This is a genomic window from Streptomyces blastmyceticus (assembly GCF_039521185.1).
GTDB classification, from domain to species: Bacteria; Actinomycetota; Actinomycetes; order Streptomycetales; family Streptomycetaceae; genus Streptomyces; species Streptomyces blastmyceticus.
Genome location: NZ_BAAABW010000018.1, coordinates 110,465 through 133,506 on the forward strand (window position 1 = coordinate 110,465; position 23,042 = coordinate 133,506).

Genomic DNA, 23,042 nt, shown 5'->3' on the forward strand with positions numbered 1-23,042 from the left:
CGGTGGTCATCTCCCCCGGGTGGCCCGCGTCCGGCGCAGCGCGGCGACCTGGCGGTGGAGCTCGACGGCCTCGGTGGAGCGGCCGAGCTGCTCCAGGCAGTGGGCCTCGTCGCTGCGGCTGGTCAGGGCGTCGGGGTGGTCGGCGCCCAGCACCCGCTGGCGGGCCTGGGCCACCTCGCGGTAGCGGGCGAGGGCCTCGGTCCAGCGGCCGAGCCAGCCGAGGGCGACCGCGATCTCCCGGCAGCTGACGAGGGTCTCGGGGTGGTCGGCGCCCAGCACCCGCTCGCGGATCACGCACACGTCCCGCGCCTCGGCGAGGGCCTCTTCCCAGCGGCCGAGCCGGCCGAGGTTGACACCGAGGCAGTGCCGGGCCCGCAGGGTGTCGGGGTGGTCCTCACCCTGGGCCTGGGTGCGCTCGTCCACGAGGTCGCGGAAGAGCCGGAGCGCCTCCGCGCTGCGGCCGAGCCGCCCGAGGCAGATCCCGGCCTCGTAGCGGGCGGCGAGCGTGTCGGGGTGGTCGGCCCCGAGCGTCCGCTGCCGCGCGGCGGCCACCTCGCGGTAGGTCCGCAGCGCGTCCGTCCAGCGGTTCAGCTGACCGAGGGCGTAACCGACCTCGTAGCGGGTGACGAGGGTGTCCGGGTGGCTCGCGCCCAGGACGCGGGCGCGGGCGTCGGCGACCTCGCGCGCCATGCCGTACGACTCCTCGAGGCGCCCCAGCCGGCCCAGGTTGAAGGCGAGGTTGTGGCGGCAGCGCAGGGTGTCGGGGTGGTCGGGGCCCATGGCGCGGTCGCGGGCGGCGAGCACGGCGGCGTAGACCTCGTGGGCCTCGACGTGCCGGCCGAGCTGCCCGAGCACGTACGCGGTCTCCTGGCGGGCCGCGAGCGTGTCGGGGTGGTCGGGGCCGAGGACGCGCTCGCGCCCGGCCGCGGCGCGGGCGTACTCGCGCAGCGCGTCGGCGGGACGGCCCTGCCTGCTGAGGGTGAAGGCGGCCTCGTACCGGCTGGCGAGGGTGTCGGGGTGGTCGGCGCCCAGCACCCGCTCGCGCTCGGCGGCGACCTCGCGGTGCGCCTCGCCGGACTCGGCCCAGCGGCCCAGCCTGCCCAGCCGCAGCGCCTCCTGGTGACGCGTCGTGAGGTCGGCGAGGACCTCCGGGGACGGCGCCGGCAGGACGGCCTCGGGGCGCGCCGCGGCAGGGCCGGTCCAGGCGCCGGTGAGCGAGGCGGTGGGGTCGGACGGCGGGGCGGGCAGGAGACCGGTGCCGGTGGCCTTGGAGCCGGTGGTCATGTTCCGGGCCCAGTGCGGGAGCCGGGGCGGTTCGGGCAGCCGGACGGAGGCCCGCAGGGGCCGCGGCCGCACCTCGGGGAGCGTGCGGGGCACCGTCGTGGCGTGCCCGGACAGGGCGAGTTCCAGCAGCCGTTCATGGAGGTCACCGGCGTCGGGCGGCCGGGCGTCGGGGTCCTTCGCGAGCAGGTCGAGGACGATCTCCTCGAACGTTTCGGGCAGTTCGGGGCGAATCTCCCGCAGCGGGGTGGGCGGGGTGTCGCGGTGGCCGACGAGGACGGCCCAGGCGTCGTCCATGTCGAAGGGCGGGGCGCCGGTGGCGATCTCGTAGAGCACACAGCCCAGGGAGTAGAGGTCGCTGCGGTGGTCGACCTGGCCGCCGCCGATCTGTTCTGGCGACATGTAGTGCGGGGTGCCCATGGCGATGCCGGTGCCGGTGAGGCGGGAGGACTGCGCGGAGAGGCCGATGTCGTGGCCGAGCCGGGCGATCCCGAAATCGCATATCTTCACGGCGCCGTCGGTGAGCCGCATGATGTTGGCGGGCTTGAGGTCGCGGTGCACCACGCCCTGCCGGTGGGTGTAGGCGAGGGCGGCGGCGACCTGTTCGGCGATGCCGATCACCTCCGGCACGGGCAGGGGGTGCTGCTTGTTGTCCTCCAGGAGCTCGCTGAGGTTACGGCCGTCGAGCAGCTCCATGACCAGGAACAGCACGCCGTCGGACTCGCCGAAGTCGTGGATGACGGTGATGCCGCGGTGCTGGAGCCCCGCCGCGACGCGCGCCTCGCGCCGGAACCGCTCGCGCAGCACCCGCAGATACGACTGCTCGTGCTGGGGTCCCATCGGTTTGAGGCACTTGACGGCCACCTGGCGGCCGAGTGATTCGTCGCGGGCCCGCCACACCTCGCCCATGCCGCCCCGCCCGATCCGTTCGAGCAGCAGGTACCGGCCCTGGATCAGCCTGGATTCCGCCATCCCTCGCCGCCGCCCCCGTCGCGTCGCTGTGCCTCCCCCGGCCCGACCAGTATGGCGGCCCGTCTTTGCAGGTTGTAGGAGGAAGGGCGGCTACCGGCGCCCAGCCTGCCGACGGCCCGGAGGATGTGTTTGGGCGGGAGTTGCCATCGTACGGTGGAGGGGACGGTGCGCAGGACGGTACCGGCGAGGCGCAGCCGGCGGGTGACGACGGGGGCGGGCGGGGCGGGCCGCCCGTAGAGCTCGTGGGCGTAGGCGGGCAGCGCCCCGTACGCGAGGGAGGCCACCCTCCCCCACAGCAGGTCGCGCGCGGGCCCCAGCGGGGGGCGGACCGGGGGCCGGCGCAGGAAGTCGTCGATCTGCCGCGCCTCGGGGGTGAGCGCCAGGCCGGGCCGCACCCGTTCGAAGTACGCCGCCATCGCCCGTGTCGTGGCCGGGACGTCGGCGGGGTCGAGGCCCACGAGCCGGGCGGAGACCCGGTGCTCGGCCAGGAAGGCGTCGGCCTGGGCGGCGGTGAGCGGGACGCCGGAGCGGCGGACGACCTGGAGATAGGAGTCGACCTCGGCGCAGTGCACCCACAACAGCAGTTCGGGATCGTCGACGCCGTAGCGCTCACCGGTGTCCGGGTCCACGGCCGACAGCCGCCGGTGGATGCCGCGGACGGCCGCGCCCGCGCGCTCGGCGGCCTCCGTGGTGCCGTAGATGGTGGTGCCCACGAAGTTCGCGGTGCGCCGCAGCCGCCCCCAGGAGTCCTGCCGGCCCCTCTCGTCCTTTTTAAATGCAGCGGAGTTCTGGGTGACGCCGCGGACCGCGCGCGGGTGCAGCGCCTGGAGCCACAGCGCGCGGACGCCCGCGATCCACATCATCGGGTCACCGTGCAGCTGCCAGGTGACCGAGGCGGGTCCGAAGAGCCCGGGGTCGGCTTGCGGCATGGGGCGCACCTCCGGTGGTCGGCTGCGACTCATACGATACGTGCTGCCGAGGCCGCTCAATCCCCGGCGGGAGCAGGGTTGTTGTCCGTTCCACGAGGAGGTCCCATGAGCAGCTGTCCCACGGCACAGGCGCCCGCCGGCGCCCCGGGCCGGTTCGTGAGCTATGCGGAGTCCATACTCGACGCCCTCGCGGAGGACCCGCTGCGGGTGGCCCTCACCGGGGCGGACGGCCGGGAGACCGCGGCCGGTCCGTTCCGTGACGGCGTCCACCGCATGGCGCGGGAGCTCGCCTCGCGCGGCGTGCGGCGCGGCGGCACAGTGGCGCTGCTCTCGGGCAACCGGCCCGAGGCCCTCGCCGCCCGGTACGCGGCGAACCTGCTCGGCGCCCGGATCGTCTTCCTCTACGAGGGCATGGCCCCCGCCGCGCTGGCCGGGATCACCGCGAGCGTCGAGCCCGCCGTGCTGATCGTGGAGCCGGAGGCGCGGGAGGCAGCCGACGAGCTCCTGTCCCACGTACGGCCTCCCACGGTGCTGGCCTTCGGCCCGAGCCCGCTCGGCGACGACTTCCTCGCGTGCGCCGCACGCCGCTCGGCGGAACCCGTGCCGGGCGCGGCGCGACCCGACGACGACTGGTGCATCCGCCACACCGGAGGAACCACCGGCGTCCCCAAGGGCATTCGCATGGCGTTCGCCGCCTATCCCCTCGCCCTGGCCCGGGTCGTCGTCGGCGCGGGCTCCCCGCCCCGGTTCCTGGCCTCCTCGACGCTCGCCCACTTCGCCGGGATGGTCGCCGACGCGACCCTGCTGTGCGGAGGGTCGGTCGTCCTGCACCGCGCCTTCGACCCGGGAGAGGTGCTCGCCGCCGTCGAGCGCGAGCGGATCACCTGTCTGTGGCTGCTGCCACCGCTGCTCCACCGGCTGCTCGACCACCCCGCCGCGGCCACCACCGACCTCTCCAGCCTCCGCAGGATCACCTATGGCGGCAGCCCCGCCTCCCCCGCGCGCCTGCTCCAGGCGAAGGAGCTGTTCGGTCCGGTCCTGTACGGCGGCTACGGCCAGTCCGAGGCCGGGCACATCACCGAGCTGGCCCCCGAGGAGCACACCCCGGACCGGCTGACCGCGCACGCGACGGTCGGCAGGCCCGCGCCCGGGGTCGAGATCGCCGTCCGCGACGAGGACGGGAACCCCGTGGCGCCGGGCCGCACCGGAGAGGTGACCGTCCGCTCCCCGCAGGCCATGACCGGCTACTGGCGGCAGCCGGAGCTCACCGCCGAGGTCCTGCGCGACGGCTGGGTCCGCACGGGCGACGTCGGCTACCTGGACGACGAGGGCTTCCTGTACCTGGTCGACCGCCTCAAGGACATGATCATCGTCGTCGGCGGCCATGTGTACCCGACGGAACTGGAGGAGCTGCTGCTCACCCACCCCGGTGTCGCCGCCTGCGCCGTCTTCGGCGTGCCGGGCCGCGACGGCGGCGAGGAGGTGCACGCGGCCGTCGTCCCTGCGCCGGGCGGGAGCGTCACCACCGGCTCGCTCCGCGAGTTCGTCACGGCGCGCAAGGGTGCGATGTACGCGCCCGGCGCCGTCCACGTGCGCTCGGCCATCCCGCTGACGCCGGTGGGGAAGCCGGACAAGAAGCTGCTGCGGGCCGCGTACGCGGCACCGGGCCGCACCGCGTAGCCGACAACCGCGCGGCGGGAGCGGTGCGTTGGGGCCGCCGCGGGATTCCGGCCACGCACGGCGGTGCGCACGGAACAGGCCGCCCGCCGTCCGCCTGCCCGCGACCCGCTGACCACCGCGTTCCTCGACGTCCCGGCCACCCGCGCCCGCGCACGTCCGACGCCTGCCCGGCCCCGGAACCGCGCGGGGGTGACGGGCCGTGCCTCCGTCCGTGCGGCGATCACCGCGCTGACATGCGGTCATCGCCCACCCCGCGGCTGCCGATTCACTAGTGTCTGAGCGGTGGCGACTAGCGAGACAGACAACGGACATCCCCACCACGATCTCACCGGCCGCCGGCCGGCCCTGGACGCGGACCTCGACCGGCTCGGTGAGCAGCTGGCCGAATTCGCCCGCACGCAGGAGCGCATGCGCGGCTTATTGGGGGCGATACTCGCGGTCAGCGGGGAGCTGGACCTCCCCGTCGTGCTGCGTCGCATCGTGACCACCGCCATGGACCTGGTCGGGGCCCGCTACGGAGCGCTCGGCGTCCTGGACGAGGACGGCACGGAGCTCGCCGAGTTCATCCCCGTGGGCCTGACCGAGGAGGAGAGGGAGCGGCTGGCCGGGGTGGCGCTGCCGCACGGCCGGGGGCTGCTGGGCCTGCTCATCAGCGACCCGGAGCCGCTGCGCGTCGAGGCGATCGCCGAGCACCCGCAGGCGGCGCGGTTCCCGCCGGGCCACCCTCCGATGCACTCGCTGCTCGGGGTCGCCATCACCGTGCGCGGCAAGGTCTACGGCAACCTCTACCTCACCGACCGCGGGGACGGCGCCGCCTTCGACGCCGCCGACGAGGCCGTGGTGGTCGCGCTGGCCGGCGCGGCGGGGGTCGCCATCGACAACGCCCGCCTGTACGGGCAGGTCCGCGCGGGTGCCGAGCAGTTCCAGCGGCTGCTGCTGCCGAGCCTGCCCGACCTCTCCCCTTTCGACTCCTGGGCCGTCTACCAGCCCGCCGCGGATCCGGCGCTGCTGGGCGGCGACTGGTACGACGCGCTCGTGCTGCCCGACGGCACCCGCGTGATGATCGTCGGCGATGTCCTCGGCCACGACGTGCGGGCCGCCGCCACGATGGCGCAGATCCGCAACATGCTGCGCGCCCTGGCCTTCGACTCCGACGCGCTGCCCAGTGAGCTGCTCAGCCGCCTCGACCGCACCCTGGAGGCCGTCACGGAGCCGACGATGGCCACCGTGTGCGTGGCCCGCATCGCACCGTGCGAGGGCGGTTGGTCGCTGCTGTGGAGCAGCGCGGGCCATCCGCCGCCGCTCGTGGTGACCACGGACGGCGGCGCGCGTCTGCTCGGCGCCGAGGCCGACCTGCCGATCGGGGTCGACGCCGGGCTCGCGCGGTGCGACCACCGGCATGCGCTGCCGCCGGGGGCCACGGTGCTGATGTTCACCGACGGCCTGGTCGAGCACCCGGGCCGCGACCTCGACGAGGGCCTGCGCATCATCACGGACGTCGCCGCCGCGCATGCCGGAAAGCCCCTCGAGGCGCTGGCCCGGGCCGTCGCCGACGCCCGGCCCGGCGACGGGCACGACGACATGGCCGTACTCGCCCTGCGCGCGCCCGCCGAGAGCTGACCCCCCGGCCGGTTCAGCTGTCGGCGTCCCGCGCGGGCAGGGTGATGTGGAACGCGGTGTGCCCCGGCCGGCTGGTCACCTCGGCGGTGCCGCCGTGCGCGGTGACGACGGCGCGCACGATGGCCAGGCCAAGGCCGGTGGAGCCCGCGGCCCGCGAACGGCTGTGGTCCGCGCGGACGAAGCGCCCGAACACCTCGGCCCGGAGCTCCTCGGGGATGCCGGGCCCGTCGTCCGTCACCGTCAGCCGGACGTGCGTGTTGTCCGTGGCGTCCGCGGTGAGGCTCACGGTGACCTCGGTGCCCGCGGGCGTGTGGGTGCGGGCGTTGGCGAGGAGGTTGCCGATGACCTGGTGGAGCCGGTGTTCGTCGCCGGTGACCGTGACCGGTTCCGCGGGCAGGTCGAGGATCCAGCGGTGGCCGGGGCCCGCGGCCCGCGCGTCGTCCGTGGCGTCGAGCACGAGGCGGGTCAGGTCGACGGGGTCGCGGTCCAGGGGGCGGCCGCCGTCGAGGCGGGCGAGGAGCAGCAGGTCGTCGACGAGGCGGCTCATGCGCTCGGACTCGGCCTGGACGCGCTCCAGCGAGCGGCGGACCGCGGCGGGGGCCGGTTCGCCGTGCCGCAGGGCGAGTTCGGCGTGGCCGCGGATGTTGGCGACCGGGGTGCGCAGTTCGTGGCCGGCGTCCGCGGCGAAGTTCCGCAGCCGTTCCTCGCTCGCCTGCCGCCGGGCGAGTGCGTTGCCGACGTGGCCGAGCATGCGGTTGAGGGCGGTGCCGACCTGGCCGACCTCGGTGCGCGGGTCGTCGACCCGCAGGGGTGCGGGCATGGCCACGTCGCCGTCGGCGAGCGGCAGCCGGGCGACGTCCGCGGCGGTCGCGGTCACCCGCCGCAGGGGGCGCAGGGACAGCCGTACCCACAGGGCCCCGGCGACCCCGGTCACGGCGAGGGCCCCGCCGAACACCACGGCTTCCACGGTCTCCAGCCGGTGCACGGTCTCCTCCACCGGGTGCAGCGGCAGGCCGGTGATCATGACGTCGCCGTCGTCGCCGTTGACCGCCGACACTCGGTACGTGCCGAGCGCGGCGAGCTTGATGCCGTGGCCGCGGCCGTCGACCGGAACGCCGTCCAGGGCCCGGCGGTCGGCGTCGGTGAGCGGCACGGGGGCGGCGCTCTGGTGGCGGACGACGGCGGCCTGGGTGGTGGTGCCGCGCAACAGGCGGGCGCCGAAGGTGTGTTCCGACTGGCCGCGCGTGTCGGGGCCGCTGTTGTCGGCGTCCGGCTTCGCCTCGTGTTCCAGGCTCGCCGCGAACCTGCCGCCGGACGCGGCGAGCTGCTGGTCCAGGCGCCCGGCCAGGAAGCCCTGGAGGGCGAGGACCGTGGTCACGCCCACGGCCAGACAGGCGGCCGCGAGCAGCAGGACGAGCCCGGCGGTGAGCTGCCCGCCGAGCGTGCGCGGGAGCGGCCTCCTCACGGCGTCCCCGGCTCGGCGGGCGCTTCCGGCCTGGCGGGCGTCTCCGGCTTGAGGACGTAGCCCACGCCCCGCACGGTGTGGATCAACGGGGTCCGCCCCGCGTCGATCTTCTTGCGCAGATAGCTGATGTAGAGCTCGACGACATGGGACCGGCCGCCGAAGTCGTAGGACCAGACCCGGTCCAGGATCTGCGCCTTGGACAGCACCCGGCGGGGGTTGCGCAGCAGGAAGCGCAGCAACTCGAACTCGGTGCGGGACAGCTCCACGGCCCGCCCGCCGCGCGTGACCTCCCGGGCCTCCTCGTCCATCACCAGGTCACCGGCGGTCAGCCGGTGCCCCTGGGGCTCGCGGGCCGTGCCGGCCCGGCGCAGCAGACCGCGCAACCGCGCCAGCACCTCCTCCAGGCTGAACGGCTTGGTCACATAGTCGTCGCCGCCCGCGGTGATCCCCGCGATCCGGTCCTCGACCGCGTCGCGGGCGGTGAGGAAGAGCACGCAGACGCCCTCCAGCTCGCTCCGTATGTCACGCAGCACCCGCAGCCCGTCCGTGTCGGGCAGCATCCAGTCGAGCACGATCGCGTCGGGCCGGAACGTCCGGGCGAGAGCGAGCGCGGACGCCCCGTCGGCGGCCGTACGGACCTGCCAGCCCTCCGAGGCGAGGGCGGCGGCCAGGACCTCGGTCAGGTCGGGCTCGTCGTCGACGACGAGGGCGCGGACGGGGGTGCCGTCGGGGCGGAGCAGGGCGGGAGGCGCGGTGTGGTTCTCCATGGTGGTTCCAGGATCCCGCCGTCCGGGGTGTGCCGGAGCCCGTACTTCCTTTGAGTTTCCTCTGAATCCGGTCACGGACCCGCAGCTCAGAGGGAACTCAGAGGTTGCCCTGCGAGGCTTGCACCGACCGTCGCGGTGCCGGAAACGAGAGAGGGGTCCCATGGTCACCAGTACGTACGAGCGCCGTGGCGTGGCCCGCACCATGCCGTCGCGGCACCGCCGGGACCGCTTCGTGCTGCTGCTCGCCCCGGCCCTGATCTGGGCCGGGGCCGCCGGGGTGCTCGCCCTGTGGTGGAGCGACACGGCATCGGTCGTCGGGCCGGCGGGCTGGCTGACGGGCGCGGGCCGCATCACCGGGCTGCTGGCGGGCTACGCCTGCGCGGTCCTGCTGGCGCTGATGGCCCGGGTGCCGCTGCTCGACCACAGCGTCGGCAGCGACCGGCTCGCGCGCTGGCACGCGCTGGGCGGCCGCTGGACCGTCTCCCTCGCCTGCGCCCACACCCTGCTGATCATCTGGGGTTACTCGCTCACGTCCCGCACGGGAGTGGTGGGCCAGACGGCCACGCTCGTCCTGCACTACCCGGACCTGCTCAAGGGCACCGCCGGTTTCCTCCTGCTGCTCGGCACCGGGATCGTCTCCGCGCGGGCCGCCCGGCGCAGGATGCGCTACGAGACGTGGCACTACCTCCACTTCGCCACCTATCCGGCGGTCTTCCTCACCTTCGGGCACCAGCTGTCCAACGGCGCCGACTTCGTGGGGAACAACGCGACCCAGCTCGCCTGGTACGCCCTCTACCTCGGGGTCGCGGCGCTGGTCGGCTGGTTCCGCTTCCTCGTCCCGGTCCGGCGCGCGCTGCGTCACCGGCTCAGGGTCGCCGCCGTCCACCCCGAGTCGCCGGGCGTCGTGTCGGTCGTGCTCACCGGTGAGCGCCTGGACGAACTGGGCGCGCGGCCGGGCCAGTTCTTCCGCTGGCGGTTCCTCGCGCCGGGCCTGTGGTGGACGGCCGGCCCCTACTCCCTGTCCGCGCCCGCCCACCCGCGCCATCTGCGGATCACCGTGAAGGCCGTCGGCGGGCACAGCGCGGCCCTCGCCGGGCTGCGGCCCGGCACCCGGGTATGGGCCGAGGGCCCGTACGGAGCCTTCACCGCGGACCGCCGGACGGCCCGCAAGGTCCTGCTGCTCGGCGGCGGCGTCGGCATCACCCCGCTGCGGGCGCTCTTCGAGACGCTGCCCGGCGAGGTGACCCTCGTCCACCGGGCCCGGCGGCCCGAGGATCTCACGCTGCGCGCCGAACTCGACGCCATCGCCGCCGCGCGGGGCGCGACCGTGCACTACGTCGTCGACGAACCGGCCGCGTACTCCTCGCCGTTGACGGCGCGGGCGCTGTCCCGCCTCGTGCCGGACCTGGCCGCGCACGACGTCTACCTCTGCGGGCCGCCCGGCATGACGGAGGCCGCGACGCGGGCGCTGCGGGGCGCGGGCGTGCCGCGGGGGCGCATCCACCACGAGTCGTTCGAGTTCTGAGGAGTCCCGCCGTGCGCCGCGCCGTTCTCACCGCCGCCTCGACCACCGCCCTGGTCGTACTGCTGCTTTCGCTCAAGCCGCACCACAGCACCGTCATCGCCGCCGGGGTGCCGCGCCCCGCGGGGTCCCCGTCGCCCGGGGCCGCGTCGGGGTCCTCGACCGGCACCTTCACGGGCGACCCCGTCGACACCCGGTACGGGACGGTGCAGGTGGCCGCCACCCTCGCGCGGGGCAGGCTCACGGCCGTCAAGGTGCTCCAGGTCCCGTCGGACAACGGCCGCGACCAGGAGATCGCCTTCTACGCGGTGCCACGCCTGACCCAGGAGGCGCTCGGTGCCCAGAGCGCGCGCATCGACGCCGTCTCCGGGGCCAGCTACACCAGCCAGGGCTACGCCCAGTCCCTGCAGAGCGCGCTGGACAAGGCCCATGCCTGAGCCGGGGCGCGGGCTGCGCCACGTCGAGCACGCGATGGGCACCGTCTTCTCCCTCGACGTCCGCGACCCGGCAACACCGGCCCTGCGGACGGCCGTGACGCGAGCGGTGGCCTGGCTCCACCACGCCGACGGCGTCTTCTCCACCTACCGCCCCGACAGCGTCGTCAGCCGGCTCGGCCGCGGCGAGATCACGTACCGCCAGTGCTCGCGGGAGGTGCGCGAGGTCCTCGACCTCTGCGCGGAGGCGGAGGAGGTGACGGGCGGCTGGTTCAGCACCACCGCGGGGGCCGTCCTCGACCCGTCGGGGCTGGTGAAGGGCTGGGCGATCGAGCGCGTCTCGGACCTGCTCCACGCGGCGGGCGCGCGCAACACCTGCGTCAACGGCGGCGGCGATCTCCAGCTGCGCGGGGAGGCGGCGCCGGGCGTCCCCTGGCGGGTGGGCATCGCGCACCCGCTGCGCCCCGGCGCGGTGGCCGCCGTCGTGACGGGCCGCGATCTGGCCGTCGCCACCTCGGGCACCGCCGAGCGCGGGCCGCACATCCTCGACCCGCACACCGGCGAGCCCGCTTCCGGCTGCGCCTCGGTCACCGTGGTGGGCCGCCACCTCACCACGACGGACGCCTACGCGACGGCGGCGTTCGCCATGGGCCCGTCGGCCGCCCTGGCCTGGGTGGCGTCCCTCGACGGCCACGAGGCCCTCACGATCGACACCACCGGCCGCACGGACCGCACACCGGGGTTTCCGGGCACGGACGCCTGACCCCGGCCCGTGCCGCTCGGGTCGCTCACCCGGCAGAGCCCGACGGTGGCGTGCCACCCTTCGCGAGGAGGGCGAGGGCGGCGGCGTCCGGGCCGCCCGGCTCGGCGGTGCCGACGAGGAGCTGCTGCCCGGGCGCGCTCTGCACGTCGAAGGTCTGGTACGTGAGCTCGATCCGGCCCGCTTCGGGGTGCTGGAAGACCTTGGTGCGGCGGCCGAGGGCGCTGACGCCGTGGGTGCGCCACAGCGCCGCGAACTCCTCGCTGTCCGCGAGGAGTTCCGTGACGAGCGCGGCGATCCCGGGGTCCTTCGGGTCGTGCCCGGCGGCCAGCCGCAGGGCCTCGGCCGAGTCGCGCGCGACGGTGTGCCAGTCGGCGAAGAGCTCCCGGGCGGCGGGGTCCCGGAAGAGGGAGCGGACCATGCCGCGCGGGTCGGCCAGGGGCGAGAGCAGGGCGTCGGCCAACGCGTTCGAGGCGAGGATGTCCAGGCGGCGGTTGACGATATAGGCGACGGCCGTGGGGAAGGCGTCCATCAGCTGCGACAGCGCGGGGTCGACGTCGTCGGGCCGCGCCGGGGGTGTCTGCCGGGGTGCGAGACCGGCGAGGCGGTACGCGTGCCAGTGCGCCTCGGCGTCCAGGCGCAGGGCCCGTGCGATGGCGTCGATCACCTGGCAGGAGGGGCTTCGCTCCCGGCCCTGCTCCAGGCGGGTGTAGTAGTCGGCGCTGACCCCGGCCAGCACGGCCACTTCCTCACGCCGCAGCCCCGCGACCCGGCGGGCGCCGGAACCGGGCGCCAGGCCCACGTCCGCGGGGCCGATCCGGGAGCGGCACGCGCGCAGGAATTCGCCCAGCCCGTCACCGCTCATTCGTCACCGCCCATGCGAAAAATGCTACGCCGCCTCTTCCTGGGTGCGGCACACCCAGGAAGCCACGTCCTGCCTGATCGGCGGGGCCCGGCGCATGCTCGGAAGTCCGTGGCGGAACACCGTCGCGATCACCGGCTCCCGACCGAAGGGGTTCCCATGACCGTCCCGCCCACCACCTCCCACAGCAAGGTCGTCCTGGTCACGGGGGCGAGCAGCGGGATCGGTGAGGCCACGGCCCGCCGCCTGGCCGCCTCCGGCCACCGGGTGGTACTCGGCGCGCGGCGTACCGACCGCATCCGCGCCGTCGCCGAGGACATCCGGGCCGGCGGCGGCGCGGCCGACCACCACGAGCTCGACGTCACCAGCCTGGAGAGCATGCGGTCCTTCGTCCGGGAGGCGCACGACCGGCACGGGCGGGTGGACGTCCTGGTGAACAACGCGGGGGTGATGCCGCTCTCGACACTGGACGCGCTGAAGGTCGACGAGTGGAACCGCATGATCGACGTCAATATCCGCGGGGTCCTGCACGGCATCGCCGCGGTCCTCCCCCTCATGCGCGACCAGGGCGCGGGGCACATCGTGAACGTGGCCTCCGTCTCGGGACACCGCGTCGACCCCACCGCGGCCGTCTACAGCGCCACCAAGTTCGCGGTCCGCGCGATCTCGGAGGGGCTCCGGCAGGAGAGCCGCGATCTGCGCGTCACCGTGGTCAGCCCCGGCTTCACCCGCAGTGAGCTGGCGGAGGGCATCAGCGACACCGGGGTGCGCGAGGCGGTCCAGGGCCAGATGGGCATGGCCATTCCGGCCTCGGCCATCGGCGAAGCGATCGACTACGCGATCGGCCAGCCTCTGGAGGTCGATGTCAACGAAATCGTCATCAGGCCCACGGTCCAGGGCTGACGCGGGCCCCTGGACCGGCGGGGCCGTCGCCTCAGGCCGCGCCCGCGAGCAGTTTCTCGGACAGGGCCCACAGGCGCCGCGCGTTGTCGGGGTCGAGGGCGTAGCGGGCCACTCCGCCCAGGGTGCCGGAGCGCCGGTCGACGGTCTCCGTCTCGTTGCAGTCGACGAAGTAGCGTCCGCCGATGCCTTCGAGGAGCGGTGAGGTGGCGAGCAGGACGGACGTGGCCGCGCCCTGTTCCGTCGTCTTGATGAGTTCGGCGGGGACCTTGCCGCTGCCCTTGCCGCCGGTGTGGCGCTGGAGGTTGGTGTAGATGGCGCCGGGCATCAGGGCGTTGGCGGTGATGCCGTCGTCCGCCCAGCGGCGGGTCGCCTCCACGGCGAAGAGCACGTTGGCGGTCTTGGACTGGCCGTAGGCGAGCCACGGGTCGTACGCGCGGAAGGCGAAGTCGACGTCGTCGAAGACCACCGGCGAGGACTGGTGGCCGGTGGAGCTGACCACCACGATCCGCGCAGCGCCGTCGGCGGCGAGCGCGGTGTGCAGGCCGGTGGCCAGGGCGAAGTGGCCCAGGTGGTTGGTGGCGAACTGCAACTCCCGGCCCTGTGGGGTGTGTTGCTCGGGGCAGGCCATCACGCCGGCGTTGTTCACCAGGACGTGCAGCGGCCCCTGCCAGGCGGCGGTGAACTCCGCGACCGAGGCGGGGTCGGTCAGGTCCAGGCGCGCGACGCGCAGCGCCCGGTTGCCGGTCGACCCGGTGATGTCCTTGGCCACGCGTTCGCCCGCGGCGGTGTCGCGGACGGCGAGGGTGACCTCGGCGCCGGTGCCGGCCAGGGCGCGCGCCGTCTCGACGCCGATGCCGGACGACGCGCCGGTGACGACGGCGCGGCGGCCGGTGAGGTCGATGCCGGCGGCGACCTCGGCGGCGGTGCTGGCGAAGCCGAACGGCGTCCGGATGAGGGCACGCATGGGGAACTCCCTGAAAAGTGGGGCGGTCATGTCGGTCACGGGGTGAGCAGCTCGTCCTGCTCGGTGGGGGGTGTCCCGTCGTGCCAGGGCAGGACCTTGCCGAAGCGCACGAGTTCGCCGTACAGCGCGGGGTCGGCCTCTTCGGCCAGCACCAGGTCGAGCACGGCGCGCGCGGCCTCGGCCGGTGTCTGGGCCTGGCTGAAGTCGCTGAACCAGGGCCGCGAGGTGGCGGTGTCGACCATGCCGGGGCAGACCGAGGCGATCAGGGTGCCCGTGGCGAGGTCGGCGTCCCGGCGCTCGGCCGCGACCGCCCGCACGGCGGCGACCTGGGCCACCTTGGACGGCACGTTCAGCCAGCGCGGCCAGCCCGCTTCCTCCGCCGTGCGCGAGTGGACGGCGCTGCGCCAGGATTCGACGGCGTACTCGACCTGGTCGAGGGTCGCGCCGTCGAACAGCGGGTGGAGCCGGGGGTCGAGGTGGCCGAGGGTGCCCAGGGAGCTGGCGACGACGATCAGCCGTCCGCCGGGGCGCAGCACCGGGCCGAACGAGCGCAGGACGGCGTGCGTGCCGCCGTTGGCGACGTCGATGGCCTCGTCGGCCTGCTCCGCCTGCGACCGGTCGGGCAGGACGCGGGCGACGGCGTTGGAGATCACGATGTCCACCCCGCCGTGGCGCTCGGCGAGTTCGGCGGCGGTCGCGGCCACGGCGTCGGCGTCGGTGACGTCGAGGACCCGGCCCTCGACTTTGGCCCGCGCGCCGGAGGAGGCGACGTCCTCGGCGGCCTCCGCGACCCGCCGGGCGTCGCGCCCGGTGAGCAGGACCAGGTCGTCCGGGCCCATCCGGGCGGCGAGCCCCTCGACGAGCGCGCGGCCCAGCCCTTGGTTGGCTCCGGTGACCAGAGCGATGCGTGAAGCTGTCATGGCATCCACGCTAGGGACCTCTCGCCCATGAGGCCAACGAAAGTTACGCACATCTGATATGCGTAGAAGTCATGGACTTCAGCGACGTCTCACTGACCGCACTGCGGGTCTTCCGCGAGGTGGCCGAGCGGGGCACCTTCACCGCCGCGGCGACCGCGCTGGGCTACACCCAGTCCGCGGTGTCCCGGCAGATCGCCTCCCTCGAACGGGCGGCGGGCGCGGAACTGCTGGAGCGGCGCCGCGAGGGGGTCCGGCTGACCGCCGCCGGGCACCTCGTGCTGCGGCGGGCCACGACCGTGCTCGACCAGATCGACGCCACGGCCCGCGAGCTGGCGGGGCTGCCCGCCCAGGCCGGGACGGTACGGGTGGGCTGGATCCCCAGCGCGGGCGCCGCCCTGCTGCCCCGGGCCGTCACCGCCCTGCGCCGCAGCCACCCCGCCATCACCGTCACCACCCGCGAGGGCACCACGCCCGCACTGGTCCGCGCGCTGCGGGCGGGCAGCGTGGACCTCGCGCTGCTGGCCACCGCGCCGCCGTTCCGCCCGCCGGACACCGAGTCGCCCCCGCTGACCCTGCAGACCCTCACCGAACGCAGCCTGCGCCTCGCCGTGCCGGCCGCCCATCCGCTCGCCCGCGGCGACTTCGTCGACGTCGCCGATCTGCGGGGACAGCGCTGGATCGCCGGCCCTTCCACGGGCGAGGACAAGCTGATGGGGGTCTGGCCCGGTCTCGACGAGCGGCCGGAGATCGCCCACACCGCTCGTGACTGGCTGGCCAAACTGCACCTGGTCGCCGCGGGCTGCGGCCTGACCACCGTGCCCGTCTCCCTCGTCCCCGCCGCGCCCCCGGGCGTACGCAACCTGCCCGTACGCGGAGGCCCGCAGGAGCAGCGCCGCCTCCTCCTGGCGCACCTTCCGGCCCGACTGACCGAAGCGGCCTCCCGCGTCGCGGACGCCCTGCGCACGGCGGCCCTCGACGCGGACGCCCCGCTGTAGACCTACGGCCCGGCGTCCCGGAACGTCATCCCGTGGTGGCCGACCGCTCACGCCACCAGTCCACCGTCGCCTCGACCTGCTCGTCGACGGGGGTGGCCCGTACCGCGAACGCGGCTTCGTAGGCGCTTGAATCGACTACGAACGGACGGTCGAACTGATAGCGGATCTCCTTCAGTTCGCGGATCAGCGGGGAGAAGACCGACACGATGCCCAGCACGGCCGGCGAGAGCCTGCGCACCGCGACCGGTCCCGTTCCCGAGCGGTCGGCAAGGCGGTCGACCATCTCCCGGGTGGACAGCGCGGGCCCCGTCGGGGCGTGCCAGGCCCGTCCCCAGACCCGCTCCTCGCCCGCGACCTCGATCAAGGCCCCGGCCACATCGGGGAGATAGCTCCAGCTGTGCGGGGCGTCCGGGTCCCCGAGCACGGAGACCGGCTTGCCGCGCAGCAGCCGTGGCATGACCCGCGCGGCCAGGTGTCCCCCATCGGTCACGCCGGGCCCGAAGAAGTCCGAGGCCCGCACCTCGACCGCCTTGATACGCCCCTGCTCGTGCAGTTTCCGCGCCTGCTCCCAAACGGCGGCGCGCACCCGCCCCTTGGTGCCGGTCGCCACGAGCGGCAGCTCCTCGGTCATGGGGCCGTCCACCGGACCGTAGCCGTAGAGGTTGCCCAGCATCACCAGGACGGCCCCGCTCGCCTCAGCCGCCGCACACACCGACGAGGCCAGCGGCGGCCATTGGCTCGCCCAGCGGTGGTAGGGCGGCGCGGCACAACTGAAAATCGCGTCCGCACCCCGCGCCGCCTCGGTCAGCCGCCCGCTGTCGGCCGCGTCGAAAGCGACATGCTCGATGCCGGGCTCCGGGCTCCGCCCCGACTTGGTGACGACCCGCACCGAGTGCCCCTTCTCGGCCAACAGCCGAGCAGTGGCGGCCCCGGCGGGCCCGAATCCCACAACGACATAAAGACTCACGCACGCACACTAGCGCGAACGCGCATTGCCCGGTCCCAGATCGCGGACGCGGTGGAGGGCCTTGGAGCCCCGGCCCTTCGGTACGTGGCTGCAGGGGCATGGTGAACTGCGTGCGGTGGCGCCTCAGTCGGGGAGGAGCTGGAGGTGGATGGCGAGGACGCCGAGGGCTTCCTTCTCAGGTGGGTAGATGTTGCGGCAGGCGGACAGCAGGTCGTCCCGCGTCATGTCCTCGCTGCCGATCGTCGTGTTGTCCTCGGCGTCCAGCATGGCCTCGAAGGACGGGTACTGGTTGACCTTGGTGACGCGGGTGCGGACGGAAGTGTCGCCTGAGGCGAACCGCAGCACCTGGCCCGGGGTCAGTTTGCGCATGCCGGCGTAGCCGACACGGACCTCGATGGTCTTGCGGCCTGCAGCGATCAGTTCCAGATAGGGCTTGCGGATGTTGATCACGCGTTCGCCGGGATCCGACTCGGCCAATTCGGAGCTCCTTCACTGGACGACGGGCGGCGTGGAGCGGGCGGCCGGGGCTGCTGCGGTGAGGCGCTCGCGCAGGCCCTCCACAGCGGCCTGTCGGGGATAGCGACGGGTGAGGAAGGCCGCGAGGTCGCCGGCCCGGCCCAGGACGGAGTCCACGACGCGTGCGGAGTCCAGAGCCTGGTGCCCGAGGACCACGGCGTCGTCGGGGTCGCCGAGCTGGGCATGGGCAAGCGCGAGGTCGATGCGGGCGATGGCTTCACGGCTGGGTGAACGGGAGGCCGCGGGCGCCGATTCGTAGACGGCCAGCGCGTGCTCGGCATGACCGCGGGCCGCCTCGGCCTGGCCCAGCCAGATGCAGGCGGTCGCCGGATACGAGGTGAGTGCGTACTCGGCCAGTGGCGCGATGTCCATGCCGAAGCGGCGGGGTGGGCGAGGAGGCAGCAGCCGATAGGCGTCCTCAGCAGCCTGGAAAGCAGTGGTGAACCCGTCGGCATCGCCGTCGGCGGCGGCTGCGCGCGCTGCCTGGGCGTGCAGCCGCACGGCCAGTGGATGGTCGGCCGGGGCCTCGGTGAGGCCCTTGAGAGCGGCTTGGCGCGCCTTGGCGGGGCGGTGTTGGTAGAGGTTGATGGAGGCGGCGGCGTCCATCGCCCATGCGCACAGCTGCCCGTGCCCGGCCTGTTGGCCGTGGGTGAAGGCATCGGCGGCGAATGCCAGGCCGGTCCGGGCGTCGCCGAGGTCGTGGGCCAGCCAGGCCAGGAGTTCGGAGAGCCAGCCGGCGAAGGCGAACAGCTCGCGGCCCTGCCGATGGGTGTGGTTGCCCCGCAGCATGGCGTCGACTTTGCGGCGGTAGTCCAACACGGCGTCGAACACCAGATGCGGGGGCTTGAGCGAGTAGGCGTGGTTGAACTCGGCGACAGCCAGATCCAAATGATCGAGGGTGCCGGAGCCGAGAGCGGTTGCCTCTGCCTGGCGAGTGAACTCCATGGCCTCGGCTGCTGCCTGTTCCAGGATGAGTGCGGCGGCTGCCGGTGCGGCCAGGGCCAGTCCGGCGAGTTTCACCGCGTCACGACGCTTCGTCTCGTCCACCTCCGCCCCGGTGTCCGGGCTGGTTCCGCTGGCACTTGCCTGCCCTGCGGGGAGTGTCGCATTCGCCTTGGGCCCGTTCCAAAGCGGATCAGCGGACCTCGGTGAGTAGTCGTTGGCGAAGCCCAACTGCACGGGATCGGTGGCGAACAGGCGGCACAGCAGGTCCTGATAGTCCGCACTGGGCGGGTGGCCGGCCTCCCAGTCCTTCCACGACCGTTCGGCCAGCCCGACCTTGGGGAGCCGTTCGCGTTCGACGAGGTCGTGGGCGGCCTCCACCGCCTGGGCGACGGTCCAGGCCATCGCCAGGCGACGGCACTTGAGGCGGTGGTGCCCACAATGGGTCTCGATCTCTACCGCGATGGCCACGACCAGCTCGGGCGGCACCACTCCGGGCGAACCAGCCCGGCCGAGCGCGTGTTCCCGCAGGCGTTTCCCGCAGGAGACGTCATGGACCGGACTGCTCGGTGTCGTGCCTGTCACGTTGGCCTCCCCACCGGGCGCGGACCAAGGTCCCGGATGCGCCGCCGAAGATTGCTTGCCTGCCTCCTGCATTGGCCAAACCTTCCCGCTGCGGGCGGCCCGACCGCCCGCAGCGGGCGACGGCGCCGCCCATGAGGGGCGGGCACCTCTCACTACCAGCGCAAACGTGGCCGGACCAGTCTGATGCCCAGGCGCCGCGTCCGGCCGACACACCTTCCCACCGGCTGGGTCCCCCCTAGCGCGAAGCGAGGACACCGGCCGGATGCGAGCGCCCTCCACACCCAACCTGCACTGCCCCTTGCCCACAGGGCGGGGCGATGAGACGTGAGAGGGAAACGATGGGAGATCACCCGCCCACTGGGGCGCTGTCCGATCAGATCGCCCAGCTGGTGAGGCTGGAGCCGGCCCGGGTCGAGCGGCTGCGGCACGAGGCCCTGACCGCGCCGGCGCCCTGGAAGGCCGAGTACGGCAACTACCAGTCGGGCGGCTGGTGGACGGCGTCGCTGATGAACGCCTCCGGCAAGGCTGCCGACGTCACGATCACCGACTGCACCGCGAAACCCACTGCTCTGCTGGAGCAGATGCCCGCCACGGCCGAACTGCTGGCCGAGCTGGGACTCTCCTACATGTGGGTACGGCTCGCCAGGCTGGAGGCGAACGCGTTCCTCTGGGAACACCGCGACTACGACGAGCTCACCCACGCCGAGCGGCACCGCCTCCACATCCCGCTGCACACCAACTCCTCCGCCTTCCTGGTCACCGGGGGCACGAAGGTCCACATGTCCGGCGGGCGGATCTGGCGGCTCACCCCGACCTTCGCGCACGGGGTCTGCAATCTCCTGGGACCGGACCGGATCCACCTGATCGCCGACGTCTACGCGGACGATGCCTACCGGAACCTGGCCGGACCGGCCGGGCTGGAGACACCGGACGCCGAGGTCCTTCCGGAGGCGTCCCAGACGTTGTTGGCGGATCGGCTCGCCACCGCCCGGCGACTGGCCGACCTCGGGCTACATCGAGGCGGCCGAACGGCTGCTGCTGCGCCTTTTCTACTCCTTCGCCCTGCCCGAAGGCATCACGTACGACCTGATCGCCGAGCTGCACACCTGCCTCGGCGACACCGAGTCCAGCACCCGCTGGGCCCAGGCGAAGACCAAGCTCCTCGCGCTCACCGCCTGAACACGCGAACGGTCCCTTCATCCGCTGCACCCCTTCCTGGAAGGACTGCGCATGCCCGCCACGCTCATCACCGCCCCGCCCGACCTGCGGCTGGCCGAACTCGCCGAAGCCAACCGGCCGGCGCAGCTGCCGCTGGTCACCCGCACCGCCGAACTGCTGGCCGTCTCCCCGGCGGTGATCCACCTGCTGGTTCGCGGCTCGCTCGCCTCCGGCACCGCGGACCGGCTCTCGGATGTGGACTTCCTCGTCGGCATCCGCGACGGCGCGCTGCCTGCCTTCATTTCGGCCCTGGACGACCTGATGGCCGTCGGAGCCGGAGCCTTGCTGCCCGGCTGGCGGGACAGCATCGTCGTGGACCTGGGTGGGATCGGGTTCGTCTTCCTGGTCCCGTACGACGGGAAGCTGCACCAGATCGATCTGTACCTGGCCCCCGCGTCGCAGGTCCCCACGATCCGCCGCCGCGTCGCCGGCGCGATCCTGTTCCAACGTGAGCCGTCGGAGCCGACCACCTCGCAGATCCGTCAGGCCAGGGAATGCGTTGCCGAGCAGAAGGCGCGGCCGAAGTCGTGCACCGAGCTGCTGATCGAGCACTTGGTGCTGGCGGTGCTGCTGCGCAAACGCATCCAACGTGGGCAGCGGTTCATCGCGTACGCCGAGTGGCACCTGCTGCACACCGCGACCAAGGACCTCATCAAGGCCGCCCTCGCCCCCGCCTCCCGGTTCTGGGGCTGGTACCAGCTGCGGGAGGAGATCGCACTCACCCCGATCGGCCGGGCCTGCCTGGCCGACCTGGAGATGGCGGTCACCTCCCCGGCCGTCCCGGACGCGGTGGGCGTCGACGCCGCGCTGGACCGGGTGATCGCGCTGACGAAGCGGGCCTGCCCCAGTGCGCTGGACGGTCTGCACGACGCCGTCACCGCGTACCGGACCTACCTGGAGCTGGCATGACACCGACACCGGAGGCGACGGGCAAGACGGCGGTGTTCTTCGGCGGGGTCGTCCCCGCGTCCGAGGACGAAGAGCGGATGGCCGAGGAGATCGGCATGGCCCTGGCCGGGGCCGGATTCACGCTCCTGCACGGCGGCTACAACGGGCTGATGGAGGCCGCCGCCCGCGGCGCCGCTGCCGAAAACGGCCAGGCGATCGCAGTCACCCTGAAGGACAAGCACCCGGAATGGGGCGACTTCAACCCGCACATCACCGGGGAAGTCCACCTGCCCGACCTCGGCGCCCGCCTGAACCACTACCTCGCTCGCGCAGACCTCGTCGTCGCGATGGGCGGCGGCATCGGCACCCTGCACGAACTGACCGCCGCCGTCTACTACGCGGGCAACATCCGCCCCGTTCCGGTCTGGCTCGCCGGCCCCACCGCCCTTCGCCTGCTGGCCTTCCTCAAGCGGGAGAGCTGGCTCTTCGAGTCGCCCACCAGGCCCCTGGGGTTCCTCACCCCCATCGCTTCGGCGGCCCTGTTCGCCGCCGAACTCGCCCACCTGTCCCCGTCCGCAAAGGGAAAAGCATGACCAGGACCACGAGCATCGCGGCTGTCTTGTCGGCCCGGATCGCCGCCGCCTGTGTGGACGGCCCCTTCACCCTCGCTGACGGCCAGGTACTGGATTCGTACTTCGACGAGTTCCGGCTCGCCGGCGACCCTCAGCTGCTGCATGACGTCGCCAAGGCGATGCACGCCTTGGTCCCCGCCGGGGCCGAGGTGCTGGCCGGGGTCGAGCTCGGTGGCATCCCACTGGTCGTCGCCCTGTCGGCGGTCACCGGTCTGCCGGGCGCCTTCCTGCGGCGACTGCCCAAACGTTACGGCTCACAGCAGCAGATCGAAGGCACCCAGGTGGAGGGCCGTCGCGTCGTCCTGATCGATGACGTAGTCCGCACCGGCGGCCAACTGCTGTCCATGGCACATGTCTTGAGGGCCGCCGGAGGCCACGTCTCCGACGCGCTCTGCATCTTGGAGCGACCGCTGGGCGGCAGGGTGCTGCTCGACGAGCACAGCATCTCCCTCGGTTCGCTGTTGTACGAAAACGACCTGCCCGCCTCGGCCGGGGCGGCGTCATGAAGCCCGTGGTGCTGTTCGACCTGGACGGGGTGCTGCTGGACAGCCGGGCCGCGATGCTGGCCACCCTGGCCGGAGTTGCCACCGCTGCGCTCGGACGCCGTGTCACGGTTGCGGACCTGCCGCCGGACGCCATCACCACCCCGCGCGTCGAGGTTCTGTCCGCGCTCGGCGTCCCGGCCCCGGACGAGCTCTGCGAGATCTGGTGGGACCCGGCTCTGGCCACCGCCGCCGGCACCGCCCTGTTCCCCGGCGTTGTCGACGGGATCACCGCCCTGCGGGCTGCCGGGGCCGCTACCGGGTTGGTCACCCTCCAGACCAGAGGCCGCCTGCCCTGGCTCCTGCCGCCGGAGGTCTTCGAGCTGATGGACACCACCATCTGCCGCGAGGACGCCGAGCCCAAACCCGCCCCCGACGGCATCTTCCTGGCCCTGGCCCACCTCGGCGCCACACCCCGTGCGGCGGTCTTCGTCGGCGACACCCTCACCGACCGGTGGGCCGCGTTCCAGGCCGGGGCCGCTTTCGCCGGAGCCGGATGGGGATACGCAGGCCGCCGCGCCCTCACCGAAGCGGGTTGTCCGGTGGTGCTGACGAACCCGGCCCAGATCGGCCCCGGCCTGCTCGACCTGATTCCTGCCGGGCGGGCCCCACAGCAGGTGACGACTGCAATTAGCTGAGCGATCTTGACTCCGTACCCGCTACAGTCGGTGGTGGGGG

The 23,042-nt window shown here is 73.6% G+C and carries 22 protein-coding genes and 1 pseudogene; 13 read left to right on the forward strand and 10 right to left on the reverse strand.

Annotation, left to right across the window (positions count from 1 at the left end; all coding sequences use genetic code 11):
* Nucleotides 1-6: 6 nt before the first annotated feature.
* Together ABD269_RS17665 and ABD269_RS17670 are read right to left on the reverse strand one after the other, a co-directional pair.
* A complete protein-coding gene (locus ABD269_RS17665) occupies nucleotides 7-2,253 on the reverse strand; it encodes a serine/threonine-protein kinase (RefSeq protein ID WP_344118871.1) in 2,247 nt (748 codons plus the stop codon).
* On the reverse strand, nucleotides 2,235-3,182 hold the full coding sequence (locus tag ABD269_RS17670; protein WP_344118873.1) for an oxygenase MpaB family protein: 948 nt from the start codon (nucleotides 3,180-3,182) through the stop codon (nucleotides 2,235-2,237). Before ABD269_RS17670 ends, ABD269_RS17665 begins: the two co-directional genes overlap by 19 nt.
* A 105-nt stretch (nucleotides 3,183-3,287) precedes the next feature.
* On the opposite strand from ABD269_RS17670, the gene ABD269_RS17675 reads away from it, so the two are divergent.
* Both ABD269_RS17675 and ABD269_RS17680 read left to right on the forward strand, forming a co-directional pair.
* Nucleotides 3,288-4,862: an AMP-binding protein gene (locus ABD269_RS17675; protein ID WP_344118875.1), complete on the forward strand. Its 1,575-nt coding sequence runs from the start codon at nucleotides 3,288-3,290 to the stop codon at nucleotides 4,860-4,862.
* A gap of 282 nt (nucleotides 4,863-5,144) precedes the next feature.
* The gene (locus ABD269_RS17680; protein WP_344118877.1) at nucleotides 5,145-6,482 is read left to right on the forward strand and encodes a PP2C family protein-serine/threonine phosphatase; all 1,338 of its coding nucleotides are present in this window, start codon (nucleotides 5,145-5,147) and stop codon (nucleotides 6,480-6,482) included.
* Between the two features lie 13 nt (nucleotides 6,483-6,495).
* Here the strand turns inward: ABD269_RS17680 and ABD269_RS17685 are convergent, their stop codons facing one another.
* Both ABD269_RS17685 and ABD269_RS17690 read right to left on the reverse strand, forming a co-directional pair.
* Complete coding sequence (locus ABD269_RS17685; RefSeq protein ID WP_344118879.1) at nucleotides 6,496-7,947, reverse strand: sensor histidine kinase; 1,452 nt, start codon at nucleotides 7,945-7,947, stop codon at nucleotides 6,496-6,498.
* Nucleotides 7,944-8,714, reverse strand: a complete 771-nt coding sequence (locus ABD269_RS17690; protein ID WP_344118881.1) for a response regulator transcription factor — start codon at nucleotides 8,712-8,714, stop codon at nucleotides 7,944-7,946. The genes ABD269_RS17685 and ABD269_RS17690 overlap by 4 nt, the downstream gene beginning before the upstream one ends.
* Nucleotides 8,715-8,916: 202 nt before the next feature.
* Here ABD269_RS17690 and ABD269_RS17695 point away from each other — a divergent pair, with 202 nt between their 5' ends.
* Genes ABD269_RS17695 through ABD269_RS17705 form a run of 3 tightly spaced genes read left to right on the forward strand, consistent with a single transcriptional unit; the run spans nucleotide 8,917 to nucleotide 11,433 of the window.
* Nucleotides 8,917-10,239 carry a ferredoxin reductase family protein gene (locus ABD269_RS17695; RefSeq protein WP_344119086.1) on the forward strand — a complete coding sequence of 441 codons (1,323 nt, stop codon included), beginning with the start codon at nucleotides 8,917-8,919 and terminating at the stop codon, nucleotides 10,237-10,239.
* Nucleotides 10,240-10,250: 11 nt separating this feature from the next.
* Nucleotides 10,251-10,673 carry an FMN-binding protein gene (locus ABD269_RS17700; RefSeq protein WP_344118883.1) on the forward strand — a complete coding sequence of 141 codons (423 nt, stop codon included), beginning with the start codon at nucleotides 10,251-10,253 and terminating at the stop codon, nucleotides 10,671-10,673.
* Nucleotides 10,666-11,433, forward strand: coding sequence for an FAD:protein FMN transferase (locus tag ABD269_RS17705; RefSeq protein ID WP_344118885.1), 768 nt, complete (start codon nucleotides 10,666-10,668; stop codon nucleotides 11,431-11,433). The genes ABD269_RS17700 and ABD269_RS17705 overlap by 8 nt, the downstream gene beginning before the upstream one ends.
* Nucleotides 11,434-11,458: 25 nt before the next feature.
* Here the strand turns inward: ABD269_RS17705 and ABD269_RS17710 are convergent, their stop codons facing one another.
* A complete protein-coding gene (locus ABD269_RS17710) occupies nucleotides 11,459-12,295 on the reverse strand; it encodes a helix-turn-helix domain-containing protein (protein WP_344118887.1) in 837 nt (278 codons plus the stop codon).
* A gap of 156 nt (nucleotides 12,296-12,451) precedes the next feature.
* On the opposite strand from ABD269_RS17710, the gene ABD269_RS17715 reads away from it, so the two are divergent.
* Nucleotides 12,452-13,195: an SDR family oxidoreductase gene (locus ABD269_RS17715; protein WP_344118889.1), complete on the forward strand. Its 744-nt coding sequence runs from the start codon at nucleotides 12,452-12,454 to the stop codon at nucleotides 13,193-13,195.
* Nucleotides 13,196-13,226: 31 nt separating this feature from the next.
* On the opposite strand, the gene ABD269_RS17720 is transcribed toward ABD269_RS17715, so the two are convergent.
* Together ABD269_RS17720 and ABD269_RS17725 are read right to left on the reverse strand one after the other, a co-directional pair.
* Nucleotides 13,227-14,159 (reverse strand): SDR family NAD(P)-dependent oxidoreductase, encoded by a 933-nt coding sequence (locus ABD269_RS17720; protein ID WP_344118891.1) that lies wholly within the window; start codon nucleotides 14,157-14,159, stop codon nucleotides 13,227-13,229.
* A 35-nt stretch (nucleotides 14,160-14,194) separates the two neighbouring features.
* The gene (locus tag ABD269_RS17725; RefSeq protein ID WP_344118893.1) at nucleotides 14,195-15,079 is read right to left on the reverse strand and encodes an SDR family NAD(P)-dependent oxidoreductase; all 885 of its coding nucleotides are present in this window, start codon (nucleotides 15,077-15,079) and stop codon (nucleotides 14,195-14,197) included.
* A gap of 71 nt (nucleotides 15,080-15,150) precedes the next feature.
* On the opposite strand from ABD269_RS17725, the gene ABD269_RS17730 reads away from it, so the two are divergent.
* The gene (locus ABD269_RS17730; RefSeq protein ID WP_344118894.1) at nucleotides 15,151-16,074 is read left to right on the forward strand and encodes a LysR family transcriptional regulator; all 924 of its coding nucleotides are present in this window, start codon (nucleotides 15,151-15,153) and stop codon (nucleotides 16,072-16,074) included.
* 25 nt (nucleotides 16,075-16,099) lie between these two features.
* On the opposite strand, the gene ABD269_RS17735 is transcribed toward ABD269_RS17730, so the two are convergent.
* The 3 genes from ABD269_RS17735 to ABD269_RS17745 form a co-directional block, all read right to left on the reverse strand.
* A complete protein-coding gene (locus ABD269_RS17735; protein WP_344118895.1) occupies nucleotides 16,100-17,041 on the reverse strand; it encodes an NAD-dependent epimerase/dehydratase family protein in 942 nt (313 codons plus the stop codon).
* 123 nt (nucleotides 17,042-17,164) lie between these two features.
* Entirely contained in the window at nucleotides 17,165-17,518 is a 354-nt protein-coding gene (locus ABD269_RS17740) for an ASCH domain-containing protein (RefSeq protein ID WP_301889559.1), read from the reverse strand.
* A gap of 12 nt (nucleotides 17,519-17,530) precedes the next feature.
* A complete protein-coding gene (locus ABD269_RS17745) occupies nucleotides 17,531-19,084 on the reverse strand; it encodes an NsdA family TPR-like regulatory protein (RefSeq protein ID WP_344118896.1) in 1,554 nt (517 codons plus the stop codon).
* 506 nt (nucleotides 19,085-19,590) lie between these two features.
* Here ABD269_RS17745 and ABD269_RS17750 point away from each other — a divergent pair.
* The 6 genes and pseudogenes from ABD269_RS17750 to ABD269_RS17775 form a co-directional block, all read left to right on the forward strand.
* A pseudogene (locus tag ABD269_RS17750) lies at nucleotides 19,591-19,902 on the forward strand (aspartyl/asparaginyl beta-hydroxylase domain-containing protein); the annotation flags it as partial.
* Between the two features lie 67 nt (nucleotides 19,903-19,969).
* Complete coding sequence (locus ABD269_RS17755) at nucleotides 19,970-20,263, forward strand: hypothetical protein (protein ID WP_344118898.1); 294 nt, start codon at nucleotides 19,970-19,972, stop codon at nucleotides 20,261-20,263.
* A 51-nt stretch (nucleotides 20,264-20,314) separates the two neighbouring features.
* Complete coding sequence (locus tag ABD269_RS17760; RefSeq protein WP_344118902.1) at nucleotides 20,315-21,211, forward strand: hypothetical protein; 897 nt, start codon at nucleotides 20,315-20,317, stop codon at nucleotides 21,209-21,211.
* Nucleotides 21,208-21,783, forward strand: coding sequence for an SLOG cluster 4 domain-containing protein (locus ABD269_RS17765; RefSeq protein WP_344118904.1), 576 nt, complete (start codon nucleotides 21,208-21,210; stop codon nucleotides 21,781-21,783). The genes ABD269_RS17760 and ABD269_RS17765 overlap by 4 nt, the downstream gene beginning before the upstream one ends.
* Entirely contained in the window at nucleotides 21,780-22,328 is a 549-nt protein-coding gene (locus ABD269_RS17770; RefSeq protein WP_344118906.1) for an orotate phosphoribosyltransferase, read from the forward strand. The genes ABD269_RS17765 and ABD269_RS17770 overlap by 4 nt, the downstream gene beginning before the upstream one ends.
* Nucleotides 22,325-23,002 carry an HAD family hydrolase gene (locus tag ABD269_RS17775; protein ID WP_344118908.1) on the forward strand — a complete coding sequence of 226 codons (678 nt, stop codon included), beginning with the start codon at nucleotides 22,325-22,327 and terminating at the stop codon, nucleotides 23,000-23,002. Before ABD269_RS17770 ends, ABD269_RS17775 begins: the two co-directional genes overlap by 4 nt.
* Nucleotides 23,003-23,042: the final 40 nt, after the last annotated feature.